The organism is Flavobacterium taihuense (assembly GCF_019351435.1).
GTDB classification, from domain to species: domain Bacteria; phylum Bacteroidota; class Bacteroidia; order Flavobacteriales; family Flavobacteriaceae; genus Flavobacterium; species Flavobacterium taihuense.
In genome coordinates this window covers 176,505-200,166 of the sequence record NZ_JAHWYN010000004.1, presented here as the reverse complement: position 1 = coordinate 200,166, position 23,662 = coordinate 176,505, and the positions used below count along the sequence as shown (strand labels likewise).

11 protein-coding genes are annotated in these 23,662 nt (G+C 34.0%); all 11 read right to left on the bottom strand.

Annotated elements, in window-relative coordinates:
* Window positions 1-45 precede the first annotated feature (45 nt).
* The gene (locus tag KZH69_RS06155; RefSeq protein ID WP_255557654.1) at window positions 46-1,521 is read right to left on the bottom strand and encodes an MFS transporter; all 1,476 of its coding nucleotides are present in this window, start codon (window positions 1,519-1,521) and stop codon (window positions 46-48) included.
* A gap of 175 nt (window positions 1,522-1,696) precedes the next feature.
* Window positions 1,697-2,950: a glycoside hydrolase family 17 protein gene (locus KZH69_RS06150; RefSeq protein WP_219316569.1), complete on the bottom strand. Its 1,254-nt coding sequence runs from the start codon at window positions 2,948-2,950 to the stop codon at window positions 1,697-1,699.
* A gap of 4 nt (window positions 2,951-2,954) precedes the next feature.
* Window positions 2,955-6,353 (bottom strand): 1,3-beta-D-glucan phosphorylase, GH149 family, encoded by a 3,399-nt coding sequence (locus tag KZH69_RS06145; protein WP_219316568.1) that lies wholly within the window; start codon window positions 6,351-6,353, stop codon window positions 2,955-2,957.
* A gap of 45 nt (window positions 6,354-6,398) precedes the next feature.
* A complete protein-coding gene (locus KZH69_RS06140; protein ID WP_219316567.1) occupies window positions 6,399-7,667 on the bottom strand; it encodes a glycoside hydrolase family 2 TIM barrel-domain containing protein in 1,269 nt (422 codons plus the stop codon).
* Between the two features lie 262 nt (window positions 7,668-7,929).
* Window positions 7,930-9,594 carry a family 16 glycosylhydrolase gene (locus tag KZH69_RS06135; protein ID WP_219316566.1) on the bottom strand — a complete coding sequence of 555 codons (1,665 nt, stop codon included), beginning with the start codon at window positions 9,592-9,594 and terminating at the stop codon, window positions 7,930-7,932.
* 12 nt (window positions 9,595-9,606) lie between these two features.
* Complete coding sequence (locus tag KZH69_RS06130) at window positions 9,607-11,235, bottom strand: hypothetical protein (RefSeq protein ID WP_219316565.1); 1,629 nt, start codon at window positions 11,233-11,235, stop codon at window positions 9,607-9,609.
* 12 nt (window positions 11,236-11,247) lie between these two features.
* Window positions 11,248-12,726, bottom strand: a complete 1,479-nt coding sequence (locus KZH69_RS06125) for a RagB/SusD family nutrient uptake outer membrane protein (protein ID WP_219316564.1) — start codon at window positions 12,724-12,726, stop codon at window positions 11,248-11,250.
* Window positions 12,727-12,736: 10 nt separating this feature from the next.
* On the bottom strand, window positions 12,737-15,781 hold the full coding sequence (locus KZH69_RS06120; RefSeq protein ID WP_219316563.1) for a SusC/RagA family TonB-linked outer membrane protein: 3,045 nt from the start codon (window positions 15,779-15,781) through the stop codon (window positions 12,737-12,739).
* A gap of 243 nt (window positions 15,782-16,024) precedes the next feature.
* On the bottom strand, window positions 16,025-18,826 hold the full coding sequence (locus tag KZH69_RS06115) for a triple tyrosine motif-containing protein (protein WP_255557653.1): 2,802 nt from the start codon (window positions 18,824-18,826) through the stop codon (window positions 16,025-16,027).
* Window positions 18,827-19,081: 255 nt separating this feature from the next.
* Window positions 19,082-19,768, bottom strand: a complete 687-nt coding sequence (locus KZH69_RS06110; protein ID WP_219316562.1) for a glycoside hydrolase family 78 protein — start codon at window positions 19,766-19,768, stop codon at window positions 19,082-19,084.
* A gap of 2 nt (window positions 19,769-19,770) precedes the next feature.
* Window positions 19,771-23,662: putative Ig domain-containing protein (locus KZH69_RS06105; protein ID WP_219316561.1), on the bottom strand; the 3,892-nt coding region annotated here is incomplete at its 5' end.

Genomic DNA, 23,662 nt, shown 5'->3' with positions numbered 1-23,662 from the left:
TTTTTTTAGAATTGATGCTTTTTAAATAAAAGAAATGGTTCTAATTTAATTTTGCAAGCTTATTTCTGTTTCGATATTTAAATTTAAAGGGGCTATTAATTCTCTTTTTCTAGTTGCTAATTCACTTTTAATATCTTTAGCTTTTTCTTCGGTTAAGTCATAATTTCTCATTATCCACATGGCAATCAAAGTACCTAAAATTGGGATACCCGAATAAAAAAGCCTCAAACCGGTAATTGCACCTTCAGACTGAGTTGCCGCATCTGTATTGAACCCAACCAAAGACATAATAACTCCTGTTAATAATCCCGCAATAGCAAAACCAAACTTTACCATCCACCAGTAAATAGCTCCAAAGATTCCTTCTCTTCGTTTTCCCGAAGTCAACTCGTCCATATCGCAAACATCTGCGGTCATAGACATCATCAGTGTAAACAAGCTCCCGATACCAAAAGAAAAGAAAGGTAAAGCGAATAAAAACATATACGGTTTTCCAGGAATGAAAAGAAACCATAACAATATATAACCAAAAACCGATATCCCCTGACAGATTAAAAAAGCATTCTTCTTACCCATTTTTTTAGACATTCTAGCTACTATCGGTATTACTAAAAATGTAGTTGACAAAGCTCCTACACAGCCAAAAAGTGTTGGCCAAATACCCGCAGCTTCAGTACTTCCATTAAAAAGATAATAAACAACGATGAAAAATGAAAAGGCTGCTACGGTATTAAAAGCGTTAAAAATCAAGAAAGTGGCAATACAAAGCTTTCTAAAAGGTTTACTGCTAAAAGCCTCTTTGAAACTTTTAAAAATTTCTTTTAAGCTACCTCCTATTGTACTAAACGTTAATGGAGCAAAACTATCTTCGTCTTTTGTTGATTTACTGGTAATAAAAATTGCAGGAATCATAGCCAATATCATACAAGAAACCCCTACCCAAACTGCCAAAGTTCTAGTAGCTGTATCTGCATTTGGAAACCAACTAGGGTCATACATAACCACCCAAAACCAAGGAGCAATTACCCACGCCCATTGCCCAATCCATTGTGAAATTGCCATAATATTGGTTCTCTCATGAAAATCATCACTCATTTCATACCCCATAGCTACATAAGGAACACTAAAAATGGACAAGCCTAAATAAAATACAAAAGACCAAAAAAGAAAGAATATAAAATTATAATCCAATCCATTTTCTCTATACAGTTGCCACATTACAACAAAGGAAACTCCCATAATAATGGCTCCAATAAAAACATAATGACGTCTTCTCCCCCATTTAGAACGAGTATTGTCTGATATAAATCCCATAATCGGATCAATAAAAGCATCAAATATTCGAGGCAGAAAAAACAAAATGCCCCACATCCAAGCCGGAAAACCTAAATCCTGCACTAATACAACCATAAAAATACCTAGAGCTGCAGGAAACATTTGATTCGCTAACATGCCTAATCCAAAGGCAATTTTTTGCCCCATAGGAACCATTTTTTTGGGATTTAAATTAATACTTTCCATATTTAGAGAATTTTGGGTTATTTATTTATTATTTAATTTTTAAAAACTGAAGATTACAATTAATTATCTTTTTAATCTGGTCTATATATTTTAGCACTATTCTGAATTTTGTTTCGCTTTTAGCATTAAGAATAATCGATGAAATTTATTTTAAAGTAAAATGTATCAGTATTAGTTATTTTTTTAATACTGTAGAAGGAGTTTTAACATCCAACCACAACGATTCTTCTTTTCCATTGTATGTTTTTGTAATGGGTTTTCCATCACGGGTTAAACCATTAAAAACGCCTTTGTCAACCATTTCCCAAAGCGCATATTTTGCCTGACCCTCAAGATTGATTAATCCAAAATGATTTTCTGAACCCAATGTGTTTTTATCTTTCCATTGCTCATCAAAAGCTTCGAAGTAAAAAAGAGACATTTTCTCTTTGTTCGTCCATTCTCGCATGAGTTTATAACACAGCGCCGATTTGTATTCGTCTGTTGCTTTTGAACCTGAATCCCCATAAAACTCATTAGATACCGTTGCCCAGCCTGTTTCACCAATGTGAATAGGCTTATTTACACCTAATGATTTCATGTAATTCAATACTCCCTTATATTGAGCAATGCTATAATCTCTTGCTCTTATCATTGCTGCATTAATTTTTTCACGTTCAGACAATTGTGTTTCATCTTCCAAAATCCCCCAAAATTGCGGGTTGTAATGCGTGTCATGCATAGGATAAGAATGCATTGAAATATAATCGACTGCTTTTATGAGTTGATTCAAATCTTCAACATGGTATTCATTGCTCCCGCCGCCCCAAGAAGCAAAATTATCGGAGCTTGTTATCCAAACATTTTTGCCTAATTTTTGCTGTTTCTTCAAATCTTGCAAATAATTCACCCATTTCAATATAATACTAGGTTCGACATAATAAGCCCATGCCCATTTTACCATTGCTTCATTTCCGACAGAAATAATCTTAACGATATCAGGATATTCATTTGCTAGTTTTACAGCTTCGGCAATTTCTACTGGGTTGCGTTCACTGTCTTCATTTCGAATAAGCGGATTTGATGTCCAAGAATTTTTGCAATCAATCCATGCTCCTAACATTACATACATTTCAAATTTCGGATTCTCTTTCTTTACGATCCTTATCGCTTTCAATAAGTTCGAAATTTCAGTATGATGCACATTATAAGTCCGAAGCACTTTGATATTCATTGCCGAAAGGATTCTTAAATCATCTGTTATTTGAGAAACGGTAGGCTCAATATCTCTGGTTTTGTCTCTATAGCCTCCGTAGCACATAGCCAGATAATTGGGATTTCCCAGTATTTTCTCGGCTGTCATTTCAGCAGGCACAGCATTCATGCTCTTGCAATTGCTAAATAAAATAGTCAATAAAAAAAGGACCAATATGGCTTTGATTTTTTTCATCTTACTAGCAATTAATAGAAACTGTTACTTGAGTGATTTCGCCTGTGCGGTTGAATATTTTTTGACTGTTTTCATGATTCAAAGTCAAAGTGGAAGCCGTTTCGGTTTTACCATCTTTGTATTTCACTTCAACTTGATTCGTATTTCCTTTTTTATAAACAATTGGCACCTGACAAACCGTAAATGCTAGACTTCCTTTATCTAAATTTATTGAAAAAGGTTTGTTACCAAAATCAACAAAACTCACGCTTTCCTCTTGTTGCAAAAATTGATTTTCATTGAGTAAAGTAGGTTCAAATGAAAGTTGACCTCCTTTTATTTTAACACCCAACTCGCCTTTTCGAGTGAGAACATCTTCTTTAACTTGTCCCGTCATTCCGGGTTGTTGCGCGCCTCTATGTGAAGGAGTGTGTGAGTAGGGATCCGTTGGGAAAGCACCATATACTTCTGGAGATTTATGTACACCAATACCGTCGCCAATTGCAGTGTAATGTTTAGACAATGCTTGAATTATAGTATCATCAGCTTGATCAGCATGCGCTTTTTCTATAACTTCTTGTACAGCCAAATGCAGTTTAGAAACCATGTGCCAGTAAATAGAACCTAAACCCTCGTAACCAAAGAAAGTCCCAGACCTACCCGTAAAAGCCTTGTGATTGAAAACATCTTCAAAAATTTGAAGAATTTCATTCGCTTCATTTTTGGCCAAAACTTGATATTCTTCTTCATTTTCAAGTTGAATCAAAGCCGCTTTTAAGTCATTTGCGTTATGGAAGTTTCCATTAAAATGATAATCTCCTTTTACATCTCTATCGATAATTGCATTATTAGAAGTCGCAATTAATTTTGTCAATAAAGTTGATTTTTCAACACTTGCTTTAGGGATGTTATTTTTTTCTAAGAATTTTGGTAACTCTTTGTTTGGATACAAGATATAGCTGTTTTGATCTGGACGATATAAAGCACTATTTCTTAACGCATCTATTATTTCTAATGAGGCTTTTGCATCCAAATATCCTGAACTCAAAACGGCTACTTGACCTTCAAGCATTTCACTCAAATTTGAAACAACCACTCCATCATTGTCAACAGACATTAAATTATAAGCGTGATACAATCTATCTGGTCTTTGATTGGCTTGTATTGAATGATCTATGTACGCTAAACTTACTTTTGCAAATTGCTTTAAATCATCGATGGATAAACTTCTTTTTTGACCAGAAAATCCATTTTTATATATATTCAATCTGTATTCTGAAGCAGCTTCACCTAATTTATCGAGTATGTTTTTACGTTTCTGATCATTTATTTTCCCCAAAAGAACGCTTTCATAGCCAAACAAACATTCTCTAATACTGTGGTAAAAAACAACCATTTCAGTAGAAAATTGAATATTTTGCAGCTCGGAAGTTCCTAATATATTTTGAAAAGTTTTTAAAAACCTGCGCAAATAATAAAGTGTAACCATAGACACTCCATTACCTACCAAAGCATTATTTGCATCATTCCATTCTGGTCTTTGGGTGTTCATCCAAATTCCACCTTCTGGAATAAAGTTTGACATTTTGGCCAAAACAGTTGCCAAAATTTTTTCGATAAAATTTACATGATAAATTTCATTGTTAGCATTAACGATTAATGCACCATCCGCACCAATTTTTGCTCTCCGTTCATTTATTTTCTTCTCCCAAGCATAATTGTATTCTATGGTATCTTTTGGGTTTTTCGAGATATCTTGATACGCTTTTATGCTGTAAGGAACAGCAGCATATACAAAACAATCTTTATCAAAATAAGAATTTAGTTTCCCAGGATAGTACTTTTCTATAAATTCTAAAAACTTCAATAAGTAAACAATTTGATGATCCCCCCAATAGCCAATATACGACCATGGATTATCATGTTCTATTGCTTCCCAATCAAAACCTCCTTTTGTTACTCGGTATGGGTTATAGCCATCAAATGTTGAAGCATTCAAGAATTTAGAAATCATACCTTCAATAAAATTGGGATAAGCATAGGCTAGGGCTTCCCAATTTTGAAAAATATCTCTCCAGTTTCCTTCGTAATCCAAAATTTTTGAATCGTCAATTTCACTACGGGTATTGATTGAAAATTTGTTCCAAGGACGGCTTGGATCTCCGTGTCTGCGGCTAAACTTTAAAGGTAAATATTCGGTACACAATCTTACTAAATCATTATCCGCTTCCTTTTGGATTAATTGAAGCAACTCGATATAAGAGAACTCCTCTTTTAAATTTCCGAAAAATGCTTGATTTTTTTCAAATACTTCACTATTTGCTTTGGCGAAATATTGTGTAAAATCTTTTTTACCAATTTGATAATTTTCGTCAAAAATACCTCCACGCATTATATTGAAAAGCGTATTGGCAAAATGGCGCGTATCGATTAATTTATCAGCCGTAAATTGCAAACCATCTGCCCCCGCATTCAATGCAATTAAGTTTTGTTTGCCTAATTCAACATCATCAATAAGTTGTTTTTCCAGTGTTTTATCGTGTAGAATTGACTCACATAGCTGAATCACTTGAGATTGGTTTTGATTTACATTGGCAATAATTTTCCAATCTTTAGAGCTGTTTCGGGGCAAATGCAATTCATTTGAAATAAAATAAGCACCTTTTTCCCCTTTTATATCCGTTTCACCTGTGATTTTTTGCAATTTTCTAAAAGCAGGAAGTTGTTTTGAAGACAATAAATGAGTTGGATTATTCATTCCCAATGACCAAACAATATTAGCCTTTAGTGCTTCACTTGGTTCTGCTCTATCAACGATTATGGCGCTCAGAGCAAAAATCCCTAAACCACTTTCGGCATTCAATTCGCTTCTTTTATAGGCATCAACTAGATTACTGGTACTATTTTGTAAATCGCTGCCAACTCCATGTGGTAGTATATTTTGAATACCGTCTAATACTCGAATAGTATAATCAATAGAAGAGTTGTTTATAATCTCCGATTTTTTAACAAATCCAAAAAGGTTACTGGAATTCCATTGGTATCTGAAAGTCAGTTGCAAATCGTTATGAATCTCTTCGAAAATGACTTTGTTACCATAGAAGTTTTTGTATAAATTTCTGGTAAGATTGTAGTTTTCATTAAAGCGTTCTGTAAAGGGTTCCCATATCCAAACTTTACCTTCGGTAAGAACCTGAAAAATAGTTTTACTTCCTGTAATATCTGCAAATTCGGTTATTTTATCATCTGTATAATAGGGAAAAAGAGCAAATTCAGCGTTTTTTCTACCTGCTGTAAGTCCACCATTACTTGAAATAAACAACCAATGATTGGAATCACTCACGATGCTCATAAAAAAAGGTCTTATTGTATCGTGGTTTTCGATTTTATAATATTTCTCTCCTTCTAATTCGACTATCTTCATGTTTTTATGCTTTTATATATTTTTATTTCGTGTTTTATAATTACTTTATTCTGCCTTTTTTGAAGTTTCAATTATTTTAATTTTCTTAAAACTATTTTGAAGCTTCTTTAATGAATTATTGTTGGTATACGGATTAAGCTGATGCACTTTTTTCAACATATAATAAGCCACTCTTGGTTGCAACTGATACACTCCATTTTGGCTTATTGGTCCTTTGGCACAAATCCCAAACCACTCTTCATTCATATTATTTTTACCTTTTTCAAAATCAAAAACGTATCCTCCATTGCCCCATGAAGCACTAGGATCATGGATGTCAAGATTTATTGTTTGTCCGCTTTTCCACCAACCATCGCTAAATTGAAAGGTAAAACCACCAATACAATTTCCGGTTTTCCCAATACCCGCAGCATTTTCATAAATTTCTAGCCAGTTCCCTTTTAGAATAGTTGCTTGTGCATTTTGATCCTCCTTATTGGTTATAGTATTAAAAGCATCCGAACCAAATTCAGTAAACAAAATAGGTTTTGCATATTCTTTTTTCACCCTTTCAAATACATCACCAAAAGAAATTCCGCGATACACATTGATTCCAAAAACATCTACATCTGGACATTCTTTTGCTATTAAATCCAGAAAAAGAAGATCACCATTACAAATTGCAATTGGATGCGAATTATCAATAGTTTTCATAACAACGGCAGCTTCATTAAACAATTGGTACAACGCTTGAGCGCGAGCTGTAGATTTTCGGTCTTGCACCGGAATATTCTCAGTTTCGGCACCTTCCCAAAACAAACCGTAATTGTTTTCATTACCCAATAAGAACAATAGTAAGCCTTTGGTATCTTTATAATCTGAGGCTAATTGTTTAACCTCTTTCAAAAGTACTTCGTGAGTACTCGGGTTTGAATATTCAGTATTGGCAACCCAAGCTCCATTTATTGACAAACCATATCGGCCAAATGGATGATTGAGCATGGTGTGAATTCCGTACTTATTATAAATAAATTCAATCCATTTTTTGGGAATACCGGAATAAACCCGAATGGTATTTACCCCCATATTTTTTAATAATGGCATTTCATTATCCAATGCTTTTTTGATCATTTCCTCTGGCTGTTCCCAAAGGATATAAGTGTAATTTTTACCAATGGGGAAATAATCCCAATTCATGCCATTGACAATAAAATCTTGTCCGTTCATCTTGAGTTTAAATCCAGATTTACTTTGATCTATTGTAACCTTATCTGCTTGAGAATAAATAGTGGATGTACAATTCCAAAAGAGAAGTAAAAAAATAATTTTTCGCATAATTATAGATTAATTTGAACGTTTTTTAAAAATGAAAATCAGAATCTAAAAAACATTAAAATTGGTTTAATTGATTGTTAGAAAAAAATACTAGTTTAGAAATTTATGGTTTTATACACTCCTAATTCTTTCTTGAAAATCAGAACTGAGGCACGGTAATTTCTTGTTTTAGATTATAAATTGAGATTAACTTTATACATTCAATGTACAAGTAAGTTAGCCTAAGCCAACCTACTTGTAATTGATGTATTAAACCATTTTGTTATTTATAAACTTTTATATAATCTACAAGCATAGATGAGCTTGTAAATGCAGGATCAATTTCACCTCCTAGAGATCCACCCATTGCCAGATTAAGGATCATATAGAAATCTTTATGAAACGGCAATGAAGTATCTGAATTACTAAACGTATAGAACAACGTTCCGTCAATAAAGAAACGAATTGTCTTAGGAGACCAAATCGTTTTATAGGTATGGAAACCCGCAGGATCTTGAAGAGAAGTAACACCTACTTTTGCATTACCTCCTGAATTTCCTGGAAAATGCAAAGCTCCTTGAGTTTGAAAAGGACGATTACCGGTCCATTCCATAAAATCAATTTCACCATTTCCAGGCCAAGTTACAGGCGCAGTTCCTAATGACCAGAAAGCAGCCCAAGTTCCGGAACCAACAGGCATTTTTACTCTCATTTCGATAGTTCCATAAGTAAACTCTTTAAGTCCCTGAGTTTTAATTCTAGCAGAAGTATAACCAGAACCTTCTTTTATAGCTGTTATTTTAAGGAAATCACCATCCACTACAGATACATTTTTGGCTAGATTAGTATAGTCTTGTTTCTCACCATTCCCCCATCCAGCACCAGCTGGTGTATTACTACCATTCCCTAAATCATAAGTCCATTTTGTAGGATCTGGAGCACCATTTACTTTAAATTCATCTGCCCAATCCAAAGTAGTATATTCAGTAGTATCGGTTGGTACATTCACAGGACGAGTAGTCGTAAATGTTTGGTACCAAGCCAAACCAACATTATTGGCTTGTACAAAACGCACTACCATTCTGTTCTCTGTCAGCGACATAATCTCATATTGTGTTGCGCCGGCATAATAGCCCATGAAACCGCCATCAGAAAAATTCATTACTGTTCCAACAGATTGTTTAGCCGCTTCTGGGTTTTTGGAAACAAAAGAAGTTGAAGGACTTAACGCCACAGTTTTTTTACCCGCTGTGCTATAAGGTAAACAGGCATCATCACCACCATTTGTTCCGCCAGCAACACTTTTATAAGAATTGTGAAAAAAGGTATTTCCTTTGTTATCCTGTGTATACTCTATTTTACCTCCTACCAAAGCAAAAGTATAATCGCCATCATAGAAACAAGTAGCTGATTTTTCAAAAGGACCTGCTTGATAATAATTAGGATAATAATTTTTGGTAGCATCACCATCGTTCTGCCCAACACCCAGATGTCCAGCTTCATTTGCAGCCAAAAACCATTTTTTTCCAGTTGCAGTTCCTCCTGTAAGCAATTGAGTTGATTTTTCGTCACTAAAATTACTAATCACTTTTACATCAACTGTTGTATTACTAGTAACACCACCTTTTCCAGAAGCAATAATAGTAACTGTATAGGTATTTATCCCAACTGAAGTAAAAGCATGCTCTGCCACTCCACCTGGAGAAGTCTCAACAACACCATCTCCATAACTATATTTGAAAGAAACTGCATTATCTGCAGTTGTAGTAAACTTCACCTTACCTGAACCGTCTCCAAATGGAGTTTGATCGGTTACACCTACTATTTCTGCAGTTATCTTAAGATTAGAAGGTGCATCTAATGCCCCGAAAGAATAATTATCTTCCTGACAATTCACCATTAGTAGCAAACTAAAAATGGTTATTATATTTAAAACTATTTTTTTCATTTTCCTTTAATTTTAGAATTGTTTAATATCATCAAAATAATAAGTAGAACCAGCACCAGCTACTCCAAAATCTGGAAATAAAATCACTTTGTCATACGAATTTGCAGAATTGAAAGATGCTGCACTAGTAAGATCGAAGGTTAATACTTCCCAAGCATTGGCAACAGTTGTAGTAGCCTCTACTTCGACATTAATGGTTGGATTTCCATTTCCATCTTTTGGAGAAGTTGAATCTTCCATTTTGTACAAAATCTTAGCACCTACTTTTGGAGACCAAACGGTTACTTTAATTTTCGTTCCTTTTGCAAAATCTACTTTAGAATCCAAACTCAAACTTGCACCAGCCCATACTTGCGCACCTGAAGGTTTATCGATTTTGACTACTTTATTCGAAACATTAACACCTGATTTGTCAGGATTTGTGATCATCGAAACTGGAATTGGACCAAAATCAGCAGCTCCAAAACCGATCCAAGCATATGTCAATGTACTGGATTCAAAATCAAGAGGTAATTGAATAGTTTGAGCAGCAGAAGGTGCTTTATAAAAATAAATATTGTCAATAAAAACAGAACCTGTAGCCCAAGGAGTTCCAACTAATTTTAATTGAAAGATATCTGCAACTGTTAATCCTTGACTCGTAAATGCTGAAACTGGAATATCAATGCTATTCCATTGACCAGCCACCAAATCTTTTACAACTGGTTTCTCCCCATTTGTTTTGCTAATTAAAGAAGTTTCAATTTTTTGCAAATCGGCAGTCCAAACATCCATGTGAAGAAATTCCATTCCAGAAACATCTATACTGGTATTATCAGCTAATGCAATTCCTTGGTAACTTAGTTTGATATAATTAAGCATTTTATCCCCATTCAATTCAAATTCAGCCCAACTACTGCCTTGACCACCTTGTCCCCAATCTGGGAAATAATTAGTTCCAGCAACATCTGTATATTTTGAACTATAAATAGAAATCACGTCTGTAGCTTGTCTGTTTGGTGGCGTTGCAGCCGAAGTAGAAGGTTTATTTACAAGTGTTACTGTAAAATCCTCTGTATATTCGGTTGTTTTAATAGCCGCACTTTTGGAAACCACACGAATTTTATATACACCTGCAACTTGATACGTATAAGAAACAGAAGCACCATTGTTTGCAGAAATAGGATCTGGTTTTCCAGCTTCTCCAAAATAAACATCATAAAATAATGCAAAATCAGCTTTTGCAGTAACTGTTACTTTTTTAGAAACGGACAAGTCGTTTGTAATAACCACCACTAAATTTTCTGGGGCTTTGAACGATACTACTACTTCTTGGATCACTTCTGTACGTTTTCCGTTTAATGTAGTCCCTACAATTTTGGATTGGTACACTCCTTCTTTGTAAACATGAGAAACTGTTTCTCCCGGGCTTACATAAGCAGCTGCGGTAGTGCCATCTCCAAAGAAAATTTCATATTGAGAAACTCCTTCGCCTTTTGGCAAGAAAGTAACTTTTCCTGTATTATCCTGCGTTACAGTTGTCAAAGCAGAGATATTGGTTGGTGCTTTAACAGCATCTAAATCAACTGTACTTGTATCTTCTGAACAACCCATTGCGATTGCCAGAACAAAAAGACTTATAATAAAATGTATTTTTTTCATAATAATAGTTTTTTAATATCCAGGGTTTTGACTCCAATTTCCGTTAGAAAATTGTATTTCCTGCAAAGGAATAGGGAATAATTCATGTTTACCAGCTACAAATCCAGGGATTGTCCCAGCCGCTTTACCAGTACGAACTAAATCGAAGAAACGAAACCCTTCTCCAACAAATTCAGATCTTCTTTCTTTCCAAATTGCATCTGTTAATGCAGCACCAACCGAAGATATTCTATGATTAGTATCTCCAAAAGCACGATCTCTCACTTGGTTCAAATACCCTTGCGCTTTAGTATCATCTTTAGCACCTCTATTCAAAGCCTCAGCAGCCATTAACAATACATCAGCATAACGAATCGCTCTGTAGTTATTAGGGTTTGTCAAATTCAAATCCCCAGCGGCATTACCATTTCTTACTCTTGGCAAGTATTTTTGATTAAAATAACCTGTATCCTCATTTCCTTTTCCATAAGTAGCATTATTATCGGCAGCCCAAGTAGCAATATCTAACAAAGAGGCATCCAATCTTGAATCACCAACTTCAAATGAATTGTAAGTCTCTTTGGTTGGCACATTAAAACTAAAACCAGAGGTATATTTTGGACCAGTATAATTTCGTACTCCACTAAATCCAACGGCTACATTTCCTTCGCTACATTGCAAACATCCAAAACCGGCTCCTTCAACATCGGTATATTGTACTTCAAAAATAGATTCAGGTCCATTTTCTCCAGCCATTTCAAAAATAGATGCATAGTCTGAAACCAAAGAATATTTTGAAGAAGCAATTACTTGTTCTAAAGCTGCAGCGGCTGCCGGAAATTTATTTTGGTACAAATAAGCTTTTCCAAGTAAAGCTAGTGCCGCTCCTTTGGTAGCTCTCCCTGTTTGGGAAGCCGTAGGTGATAAATTCTGTGAAGCATAAATCAAATCGGCTTCGATTGAAGCATATACTTCTTGAACAGAAGAACGTTTCACTTTAGTTTCATCTCCAGTAGTGAACCTTTTGTCGCCATTCATTGGAATTCCACCAAACCATTTTATCAATTCAAAGTGATAGTACGCTCTTAGAAAACGTGTTTCGGCAATGATTTGATTTTTTCCTTCAAAATCAATTTTGTCTTTAAACTCCAAAATGTAGTTTGCTCTTTGTACTCCTGCAAACATCCAATCCCAAAGATTTTTAAGATTGTCATTTACTGGAGTATGCGTCATGTCATCAATTTGTTGAAAACCAATAACATCTGTTGGACTTTCTCCACCTGCTAAAGTATTATCAGAAGCTATTTCCCCCATCAAAACATTGATATAACTGGATTGAAGCATGTCATAAGCAGCAATTAATGCTTTATCATAATCGCTTTTAGAATTAAAGAAATTCTCAGAATCTATAGAATATTCAATATCACGCTCTATGAAATTATCGCTACATGAAACGAAAATTGCAGAGAAAAGCGCTATACTTGTAACTGTAATAAATATATACTTTTTCATTTTTTACTAATTAAAAATTAACGTTTAAACCTAACAAATACGTTCTTGGAATTGGATAGAATCCGTAATCGATTCCACCACCAATAGGAGCGCCATTTGATGCACCTGGGTCATATCCTTTGTATTTTGTAAAAGTGTATAGGTTATTTACTCCCATATAAACTCTAAATTTACTTATCCCCTCTTTGGAAAAATAAGTTGGATCTATACTATAACCTAATTGTATATTTTGAATACGAACAAAAGAAGCATCTTCTACAAAATAGTCAGAAAATACATTATTAGAAGTAGCACTAGTAGTCACTCGTGGTACTGAATTACTTGTTCCTTCACCAGTCCAACGATCTAAAACATAATCTAAGCGATTTACATCAGTAAGGGTTCTTTCATAATTACGAACCATATCATTTCCTACAGAGGCAAATGTGTACGCTACAAAATCGAAATTATGATAATCCAATTGTAGGTTGAAACCCATAGTTGCAGCAGCTATTGGGCTACCTATATCCGTTCTATCCGAAGTATTAATTACTCCATCTCCGTTAATATCTACATAACGAATATCTCCCGCTTGTGCTTCGGCACCCAATGCAACTTGAGAAGGCGCAGCATCCACTTCGGCTTGATTTTGAAAAATACCATTGGTTTTGTATCCAAAGAAATACCCTATTGGTTTTCCAACTTGCATTCGTGAAGGAGCAGGTTGTCCTACACCAAATGAACCCCCTTCAATAAAACCAGTTCCATTATTAACTTCTGTTACTTCATTTTGAATGAAAGTTACATTGTATCCTAAACTCAAAGTAAGTTTATTAGAAAAAGTGTTTTTGTAATCTATAGCAAATTCAACACCTGAATTTTTCACAGTTCCTGCATTTATCGTAGGAGCACTTGCGCCAGGAGCTGCGGTACCCAAAATTCCAGATACTGGTATATTTGGAATCAATAAATCCGCACGAGTATCTATAAAATAATCGGCTACGATATTTATTTTGTTATTAAACATTTTTAAATCAAGACCAACATCAAATTTTTGAGCCTCTTCCCATTTTAAGTTTGGATTTGGAATTTGACCTGCGGCCAAACCAGGTGTTATAGTATTATTAAAAACATAAGTTGCTTCCCCATTTAATTGAGAAACGTATCCATTGTTTGGAATTTGATCGTTACCAAGTACTCCATAACTTCCTCTTAATTTTAAGAAGTTAACAATACCTTCATTACCCCCAAAGAAAGCCTCATCGGAAACAATCCAACCTGCAGTCATTGATGGAAAGAAACCAACTCTATTATTCGGACCAAATTTGGTAGAAGAATCACGTCTTAACATAGCAGACAATAGGTATTTTCCTTTGAAATCATATTGTACTCTTGCAAAATACGATAATCTTCTTTCGTCATAAACATAAGACGCATTTGGAGCAGTTGTAGGCAAACCATTTGCCAAACTAATATCTGCAAAATCCCAAGAGTTGTAAGGAACATCAAATCCTGTGGCATATAGACCATTTCCAAATTCTTTAAAAACTGTTGTCCCTAAAGTACCAACTACATTATGTTCCCCAAATTTCTTTGAGTATGTACCATAGATATCTAATGAATAATTATTATCGAATTGAGAACTTTGAGTAACAGAACTTCTGTTTACATCAAAAACTTTTCCTCCGTAAGAAATTTGTTTTGCAAAAGTCTTTCCTTGTCCATTTTGAGTATTAAACCCCAAAGCACCAGACAAAACAAAAGCGTTTGAGAACTTATAATCCAAACCAATATTACCGTTCAGTTTTTTTAGTTCATATTCATTATACGTGTTTTCAATTTGAGCTAATGGGTTGATGATTTCGATTCCTAGTCCTGCAGTACTTGGTACCAAAGTAAAGTCACCATTATTATCATAAGGACTTTGAGTAGAAGGCACATTCAGAGCATTGAATAAAACAGACCCCAAACCATTATCATTTATTGTTTTCCTAGATTGAATCGTATAAATCGCATTGGTTTTCAATTTCAATTTATCTGTAACATCTGCACCCAATGAAATTCTGGCAGTGTTTCTTTCAAATCCAGATTTGTCTCTACCAATAATTCCTTCTTGACTTAAGTGAGAAGCACTTACAGCATAGGAAATTTTATCAGAACCTCCTGAAATAGACATATCATAATTGATGATTGGAGCAGGATTGAAAATTTCTTTTTGCCAGTTGGTTCCTTCTCCTAATCCTGAAACATTAGGATAAGGCAATGATCTACCGCCATTGGCATAGCTTTCGTTTAATAGTAACGCATATTCAGTAGCGCTTAAAGTAGGCAGGATTCTACTAGATTCTTGAATACCAGTTGAAGAATTAAAAGAAATTTTGGCTTTAGAATTTCTTTTACCGCTTTTTGTAGTAACCAGAATGATTCCATTTGCTCCAATAGTTCCATAAATGGCGGCTTGAGCATCTTTCAAAACCGTCAATGATTCTATATCACCAGGATTCAAAGTACTAATATCCCCTTGATAACCATCAATGATTGCGATTGGTCTGTTCTCACCGTTTGTAGAAATACCACGAATACGAACACTAATGTCTGCACCTGGCGCTCCACCAACAGTGGTTACATTTACTCCTGCTACGGTTCCTTGAAGAGCTTGTTCGATTTTAACAGGTCTAAGAGTTTCTATAGTTTTACTACTTACCACACTTACAGCTCCTGTTACTTGTTTTTTCTTTACATTACCATAACCAATAACAACGACCTCATTCAACGCCTTAGCTTCGTCATCTAATAAGATATCCACTCGAGAAACGTCTGCTGTTGTTTTATATTCTTGCGTCTTGTAACCTACATAAGAAAAAACTAGTGTAGATCCAGGAGTAAATCCTTTGAGTAAAAATTTACCGTCGAAATCGGTAGAAACCGTATTTCCAGAATTCTTTTCCGAAATATTTACTCCATATAAAGGAAGACCTGTACTTCGCTCTTTTACTGTTCCTGCGATATCCTTCTTTTGAGCAAAACCAAAAGCTGAAAAAAGCAAAAAGATAATTAATAAATGATTTGACTTCATAATTCAAATGTTTTAGTTAGTGAGTTACAAACTTATTAGGAAACGTTAAGGATTCCTTAAAAACAACCACAACAAAAAACATACAATACAAAAAAAATCAGTTTTAATTATCAATATATCACAAAAAGCCCATAAATAATAAGAGATTAAAAATATTATTTCAACAACAGTACATAAAAAAACCACAACTATCACGTTAATGTTGTGGTAATGTATAGGTGATTTTATAAATGAAACATCGACCTATACTTCCATGATATACTCAACGAGACCTTGATCATGTAATAAATCCATCTTTTTACGCAAACGATATCTTTTTATCTCTACACTACGAACGGATATGTTAAATAAAGGAGCAACTTCCTTTGAAGAAAGATTCAATCGCAAGTACGCACAGAGTCGCAAATCATTTGGAGTTAAGGAAGGATGCAATAGTTTTATTCTTTTCAAAAAGTCCTTATCGGCACTATCGAAAGCTTCTTTGAAGACACTCCATGAATCTTCTTCACTAATATTTTTATTAATAGTACTTATTACAGATTTTAGATTAATGTTTCCATTTTCGGGCGACTTTTTCAAATCTTCTTTAATGAAAGCCAACAATTCATTCTTACTATTCAGACTCATAGTTGAAACAGCCAATTCTTTATTTTTTAAATCCACATCTTGAGAAAGCTGTTCGTTTCTCAATTTCATTAACTTTTGCTCGTTTTCTAGTTCTTGAATTTCTAATAATAGATTATTCTCTTCAATTAGTTTTTCTCTTTGCTTTCTATAATAATTTAAATACGCTTTATTTATAAAATGAGCCATAATCAAAAACAAAATAAAGTAAATAAAAACAGCAAAATTAGTACTATACCAAGGTTTTAATATTGTAAAATGATAAACTCCAACTTCTTTTAGAATAGAATTGGCAAATTTTGCTCTTACTTTGAAAGTATAATCACCTGGCGATAAGTTTTTAAAATTCACTACTGTTTTAGTACTCCACTCACTCCAGTCTTCTTGAAATCCCTCCAAAGAATATTGATATTCTGCATTGATATACTTATTATACTCCGGAATAGAATAGTTAAAAGTAAAATTATTAAAATTGTGCTCAAATGTCCCTTCGTCTATTAAATTTCCATAAATAGGGCTCTCATTTTGTTTATTAATTGAAACAGAATTTATTGAAACTGTATAACTTTTATAACTCGAATCGTTTAAATCAATCATATAAAAACCATCTGTTGTTCCTATCAGATATACTGAATTAGAAATTTGTGAAATGTTTTCAAAACCCAACATAGAGTTAGTCAAAGAAGCCGGAATTGGTATAACGTTCTTTTTTAACTGATTACTTAATTTACTTAAAGAAAAATAATGAATATAATTTTTAGAGAAAAGCCAAATCTTATTGGAGTTATCGACTATCAATTTGCCTGACGTGTATTCATCTTTTTCAAAAACAGAACTCAGCAGATTGTCCTTTTCGAATTGTTTTGTTTTGGGATTCAATTTATAAATACCTTCTTTGTAGGCATAATAAATAACATTGTTAAATTGAATCAAACTTGAATTTTTGCCTTTTTTTGGAGATTTATATGAAAAAAAAGGACTGGCTTCTTGTAATTCTTTATTCAATTGAAATCTAAATATACCTTGATTTTCATGACTTACATATACTTCTAATGTATTGGTAATTTCAAAAAATCGTGAAGAATAATCAAATCCTTTTATTTTATTTCTAAAAATCCACTGATTATTAACTTTTTCTAATACTGATATCCCATAATAATTTCCTTGTAACAATAAGTTATCATGATGAGGTACTTTCTCAAATTTCCAAGTACCGGAACTAGAAAAAATACTTTTGGCCGTAACATTTTCAATCAAAAAAGTACCAGAATCATGCCCGCAAAAAAGAGCACCTTTATATTCAAACAAAGACCAAACCTGACCTTTGGTTCCATTTATGAATTTAAATTCTTCTTTACTATTGAATTTTTTATAAAACAATCCTTGATTGGTTCCTATATAAAGATTCCCGTTAAATAATATTGAAGCATAAACGGTGCCTAATACTCCTGTATCGTCCGTTAAACTTTTAATTGGTGAATGTAAATTAATGCAATTAATTCCATTGTCCAGCCCTACCCAAAGATTTTCATCCACATCTTCAAATAAGGATAAAGCAGTATTATTACTTAAACCTTTATTTTGAGAAATATGGTATAGCAATTTTCCCTCTTTAGACAAAATAAAAACTCCATTAGAAACAGTTCCTATTGCATATCGGCCATCAGATAGTATCAAACTACTATATACACTGCTGGTTTCTATTTGAGAATCCGCTTCAGTAGTGAATTTTGAAACTGAATTCCCCACCACTTTATAAAATCCATTCAATTGGGTTTGAACAAGCAATCCATCATTTATTTCAAAAACATTTATAATTCTATTTTTTATTAAAATGGGATTATCTGAAACTAAATGAGCTTTACCTCTTTCTAATTCAAACAATCCTTCGCCAACAGTTTGAAAAAAAATTGAATTATCTGTACCGTATGATTTGGTGATAAAACTTTTTGTTTCAATAATTTTGAACGCTTCTGTCTTAGAATCATAAATATAAATACGATTCAAAGATTGAAAAATAACCCATTGATCGTAATTTAAAATATTCCAAAAATTCTCATCGTTTAGCATTTGTTTTTTCAATCCTTTACTCAGAGAAGTATAATGTAATCTGCCATTCGTTTGTCGTGTCCAAAAACCAAACTCCATATAACAACCTGTATAGATACGATTATTAATAACCTTTACGGATCGAATAATAGTTTCGTTCGGTGAAGGATACAATTGCCAATTTGAACCATTAAATTCTAATAATCCAACATTATTTGCAGCATATATAAATTGATTTTGAGATTGGGAAATCATCCAGTTTTGATTTCCCGCTCCATATAAGCTAGGAGCGTATTTAAGAATTGGAGGTAGCTCTTGCGAAAAAATTACAGAGAATATAAAAAATAACAGTAGGGTATATTTTGTTTTCAAAGAAGATGTGGTATTTAGATTAAAGACTACTTATTGAAAATTATTTCATTTTAATAAGTTTAAATAACAATTTGGCACTAACTCAACTATTATTAAAAATACAAATCACTAAACAAAAATAGACTAAAAAACCAAGAAATACATAATAATCTTTGCATTTAATGCGGTAAATTTAATATAACAACTATAAAATAAAAAAGCGCCTCGAATTTCGAGACGCTTTTACAATACAAGAATTAATTTTTAAAAAAAACTTTAATTTGTTCTAAACCTCCAAGTTTGACCAATTGTTTCTCCTCCTTTATCATCCTTAACAACAACTTTCCAAAAATATTCCTTTGAGGAAACAATGTTGACATCAAGAGTTGAAGTGCTTTGATCAACCCCTATTTTCTCTGTTGGTGGATTTGTTGTTCCAAAATACACGTCATAAACTAGTACATCCTTTGTGTCAACATCCTTTGCAGTCCATTCGAGTTTTGCAGTAGTTGCATTCAAAACAGAATTTAATTCCGGAGACACAAGGTCCGGTGCGAAAGGTAAATAATTTACCACACCATCTCCCGATGTATAAAAACTGTAAATAGTTGAATAGGTACTTGATAGCTTTTCATTATCCGTTGATTTTACTCTCCAATAGTATGCTGTAGCTTTTTCTAAAGTAAAATTTTGATAAGTTGCAGAACTTTCCGCTGTCATTACAATATGCGTAAAATCTTTATCTTTCGCAACTTGTATTTGATAGATTATAGGATCACCATTTGAATCTGCGGATACTTCCCATTGAAAACTAACAGCATTATTGGTACACAATTTATTGTTTACCGGAGCAACTAATGTTGGCGTTGTAGGCGCTACATTTTGGGTCTCTTCAGGCGCATCATCATTCCCGCAAGAGATTAGAAATGCACTAATGATAGATAGATATATAAACTTTTTCATCTTTATTTTTTTATGATTTTTAAATAGGACGGAGTGTCTAAATATACTTTTGCAATATAAATCCCACCCGTTTGACCTTCAAGACTTAATTTTACAGTTCCATTTTCTAAAGGATAAGATTTACTTGAAATAAACATAGAACTCAACGAGTATAAATCTATAACAACCTCTTTTCTATTGGTTGGAATTGCAATTTCAAAACTTCCAGAAGTTGGATTTGGAAATACAGCAGAAGCATCTAGTAAACCCTCGACATTTTTAGAATAAGTACCCTCGCATGGTTTAGCCGTTTTTACTTCTAATAAACTTTCCTTATTAACATCTACTATAAAAGTAGAGAAAGGAGTTTCAAATTGCTCTTCTCCATCTAAATACACTTTGTAAGGAGCTGTTCCTTCAGTCATTACGACGGCCAGTTTATTAAAAGATGATTTATTAATTTTCCCAGTTATAGTTGATCCTTTTGGCACTACAGCAGTAAAGCTTTGTACAAAAGATTCTCCTTTAACAGAAATAGAAATAGCATAAACTCCTGGAGCTAAATTAAATACTCTTAAACTGTTTGTTGCAAACTCATAGCTTTTATCATTAATAATTGCTACATAAGTATGAGATTCTAGAGCTTTAATATTTATTTCTCCATTTTTCTCACCCAAACATGTTTCACCCGTTGTTTCAATTGTGAAGTTATTTGATTTTAAATCACGAACAACATTCAAACTTATAGTAGCACTTCCGCTTCCTGAACTATTTGTACCTGTTACGGTATACGTTGTTGCCAGAGTCAATACCGATGGTGTACCACTAATTACAGCTGTTGTAGTGTCAAAACTTAATCCTGTTGGTAAAGCTGGACTTATTGTATATCCATTTGCAGGCACTAAACCTCCACTGTTATTGATTGACAAAGGATAAATTGGTTTTCCTACTGGGTAGGTCTGCGCAGCAACACCATAACCTAATACAGGCTCCAAAGCCACTTCTACCATTTTAACATCATCAAAGTAATAGATTTTTTCTGTACCTGTAGTACCAAAACCACAGAAAATAGTAGCTTTATCATAAGTATACCCTAAATTCAAAGCTGCTGTCCCAGTTACTGGTTTTGCAAAATCAAACTCAACTGTTTCCCATCCTTTTGCAGTAGTAACGGTACTTTCTGTTTCTATTGTACGATTTTTATCATTATGATCTTCTACTTTTAATCGAACTATAGTTCCTGCGTCTGGAGACCAAATACGAACACTCATTTTCGTCACACTTGTTGAAAAAGGAATTTTATTTTTAAATCCTAAACCTGCAGCTGCAGAAATAGTTGTTCCAGCCCAAGTCTCAGATACAGCAGGTTTCAACACTTTAGCTACTTTGTTTGTTGCCGATGTCGGATCTGCTACAATGGTAGAACCTTCGGCACCACCAAATCCTAATAATGAATAATCTACAGTAGCGTCATCAAAAGTAACTGGCAAATCCATTTGTGCTAACACCGTAGTGGCGTCTTTCCAGAAGTAAAAATTATCCAGAAACACATTTGATCCCTGCTTTTCAGAAGTTAATTTCATTTGAAACACTTTAGACAAATCAACACCCGGTAAAGTACTAGAATTTAAATCAACATCAAAACTATTCCATCCTGTTGTTGTAGGAGTAAATTTGAGTGCTGCCTCTACACTTCCGCCAGGGGTTTGTTGTACAAGAGCAAGACTAACTGATTTTGCATCATTAAACCATAAATCAATATGTACCTTATTCATATCCAATACATCAAAAACCTCTCCATCAGGAAGTGTAACTCCTTGATAAGTAAAGTCTTTTAATAATCTTGCATTATCACCTGCAACAATAACAACATCTGAAACAACAGTAGATTGTCCCCAACATTGACACCAGTTTCCTGCTTTGTAAACAGCATAAGCATCACTAAAAATAGATTTAACATCTGCAGCATTACGTACAGGAGGTTTTGTAGCTGCAACAGTAGGATTTTCTACTGGAGGAGCAACATAGTCAGGCTCAAATAGTTTTTTGGCCGAAAATTTAATATCATCAAAATACAAAACTACATCTGAGCTTCTAACTGGATCTGTATCTGATCTGAAATCTGGAAAAACAACAAATTTGTTAATCATTGTTGCATCACCACTTTTAATAAATGGAGAAATATCAAAAGTCATTAACTCCCATTCATTAATTTTCGTATTATTCTTTTTGATTTCAAAAGTTGTACCATTGTACTTTGTTGCCATTTTAATCCCCACTGGACTAATAACTGACTTGTACACCATCATGGTTACCGTTGTAGATGTAGCATCTAGTTCCCATGTCCCTATACTTCCTCCAGCAGTTTCGCATCCAGCCCAACGTTGTCCTGTTGGCACTGCCGTAAATTTACCCACCTTGTCTGAAGCATTAATTCCTGTTTTTGAAGGATTATTTGCAAATTCAAATCCAGTTTGACCCGGATTTTCAAATGAATTCCAAGCACCAATCACACTACCTGTTTCAAAAGAAACCAAATAATTTGTAGATGGCTCAACAGGAATTGACGCTTGTTTGACATCATCAAATAAATAGGTAGAATTAGCACTTCCGTCTCCTACTGTTCCAAAATCAAATATAAAAACCATAAAATCGGCAACATTATTGGTAGCAACATTTGTAAAATCAAAAGTCAATTCTTCCCAAGTATTTGCAGCAGTAACCCCTGTAGATTCTTGTTCAAAATTCCCAGCAGTACCTTCAAATTTTAATAGAAGCTTTTTGCCTGCAACTGGCGACCAAACTTTTACTTTAAACAATTTGTTTGTTGTAAAATCTACTGGCGCAGCCATTTTAATTTTGCTGCCAGCCCACATTGCTCCTGCCCCTTTTACCATTTGGGCTACATTGGCACTCGTATTGATACCATTAATTTGTGGATTAGCAATTTTAGCACTTACACCACCATCAAAATCTACAAAAGTATAAGTAGCGGCTTCAAAATCCAACGGAAGAGTTGCCCCCGTAACCGAACCCGAACCAGCTGATTGTGTGATTTCGTCAAAAAGATACGTTGAATTGGCGCTTCCATCTCCTACAGTTCCCAAATCAAAGATGAAAACCATATCAGAAGCCGTATTAGTTGTGCTCACATTCGTAAAATCAAACGTAAGTTCTTCCCAAGTATTGGCAACTGATACTCCAACTGACTCTTTTTCAAAATTACCATCTGGGCTTTCAAACTTTAATAATAGTTTTTTACCAGCAACTGGTGACCAAACTTTTACTTTGAATATTTTTTTAGTCGAAAAATCAACTGGAGAAGCCAACGTAAGTTTACTTCCTCCCCATGGCTGACCCGTTCCTTTTACCATTTTGGCAACTGTAGCAGTAGTATTGATACCCGTTTTATCTGGATTAGCAATTGTAGTAACTGCACCTCCGTCAAAATCTACAAAAGCAAACGTTCCTGATTCAAAATCTAATGGAAGCGTTGGTCCTGTTACCACAGGTGGCGTAGTTCCTGGTTGTGTAATTTCGTCAAAATAATAAGTCGAATTGACACTTCCGTCTCCTACAGTTCCTAAATCAAATATGAAAACCATATTATCGTTTAAGTCGTTTACTCCTGCAACCCCTGTATAATCAAAAGTTAATTCTTCCCAAGTATTGGCAACTGTAGTAGCTACTTCTTTTTCGAATGCTGCTCCAGCTCCTTCAAACTTTAATAATAGTTTTTTACCAGCAATTGGTGACCAAACTTTCACTTTGATTATTTTTTTAGTAGAAAAATCAACTGGAGAAGCCATTTTTAATTTACTTCCAGCCCATTGTGCTCCTGCTCCTTTTACCATTTTGGCAACTGTAGCAGTAGTGTTGATACCTGTTTTATCTGGATTAGCAATTGTAGTAACT

Bases quoted from the DNA above. Each gene is read 5' to 3' on its own strand.
- KZH69_RS06155 (WP_255557654.1), bottom strand. From the start codon at position 1,521: ATGGAAAGTATTAATTTAAATCCCAAAAAAATGGTTCCTATGGGGCAA.
- KZH69_RS06150 (WP_219316569.1), bottom strand. From the start codon at position 2,950: ATGAAAAAAATCAAAGCCATATTGGTCCTTTTTTTATTGACTATTTTA.
- KZH69_RS06145 (WP_219316568.1), bottom strand. From the start codon at position 6,353: ATGAAGATAGTCGAATTAGAAGGAGAGAAATATTATAAAATCGAAAAC.
- KZH69_RS06140 (WP_219316567.1), bottom strand. From the start codon at position 7,667: ATGCGAAAAATTATTTTTTTACTTCTCTTTTGGAATTGTACATCCACT.
- KZH69_RS06135 (WP_219316566.1), bottom strand. From the start codon at position 9,594: ATGAAAAAAATAGTTTTAAATATAATAACCATTTTTAGTTTGCTACTA.
- KZH69_RS06130 (WP_219316565.1), bottom strand. From the start codon at position 11,235: ATGAAAAAAATACATTTTATTATAAGTCTTTTTGTTCTGGCAATCGCA.
- KZH69_RS06125 (WP_219316564.1), bottom strand. From the start codon at position 12,726: ATGAAAAAGTATATATTTATTACAGTTACAAGTATAGCGCTTTTCTCT.
- KZH69_RS06120 (WP_219316563.1), bottom strand. From the start codon at position 15,781: ATGAAGTCAAATCATTTATTAATTATCTTTTTGCTTTTTTCAGCTTTT.
- KZH69_RS06110 (WP_219316562.1), bottom strand. From the start codon at position 19,768: ATGAAAAAGTTTATATATCTATCTATCATTAGTGCATTTCTAATCTCT.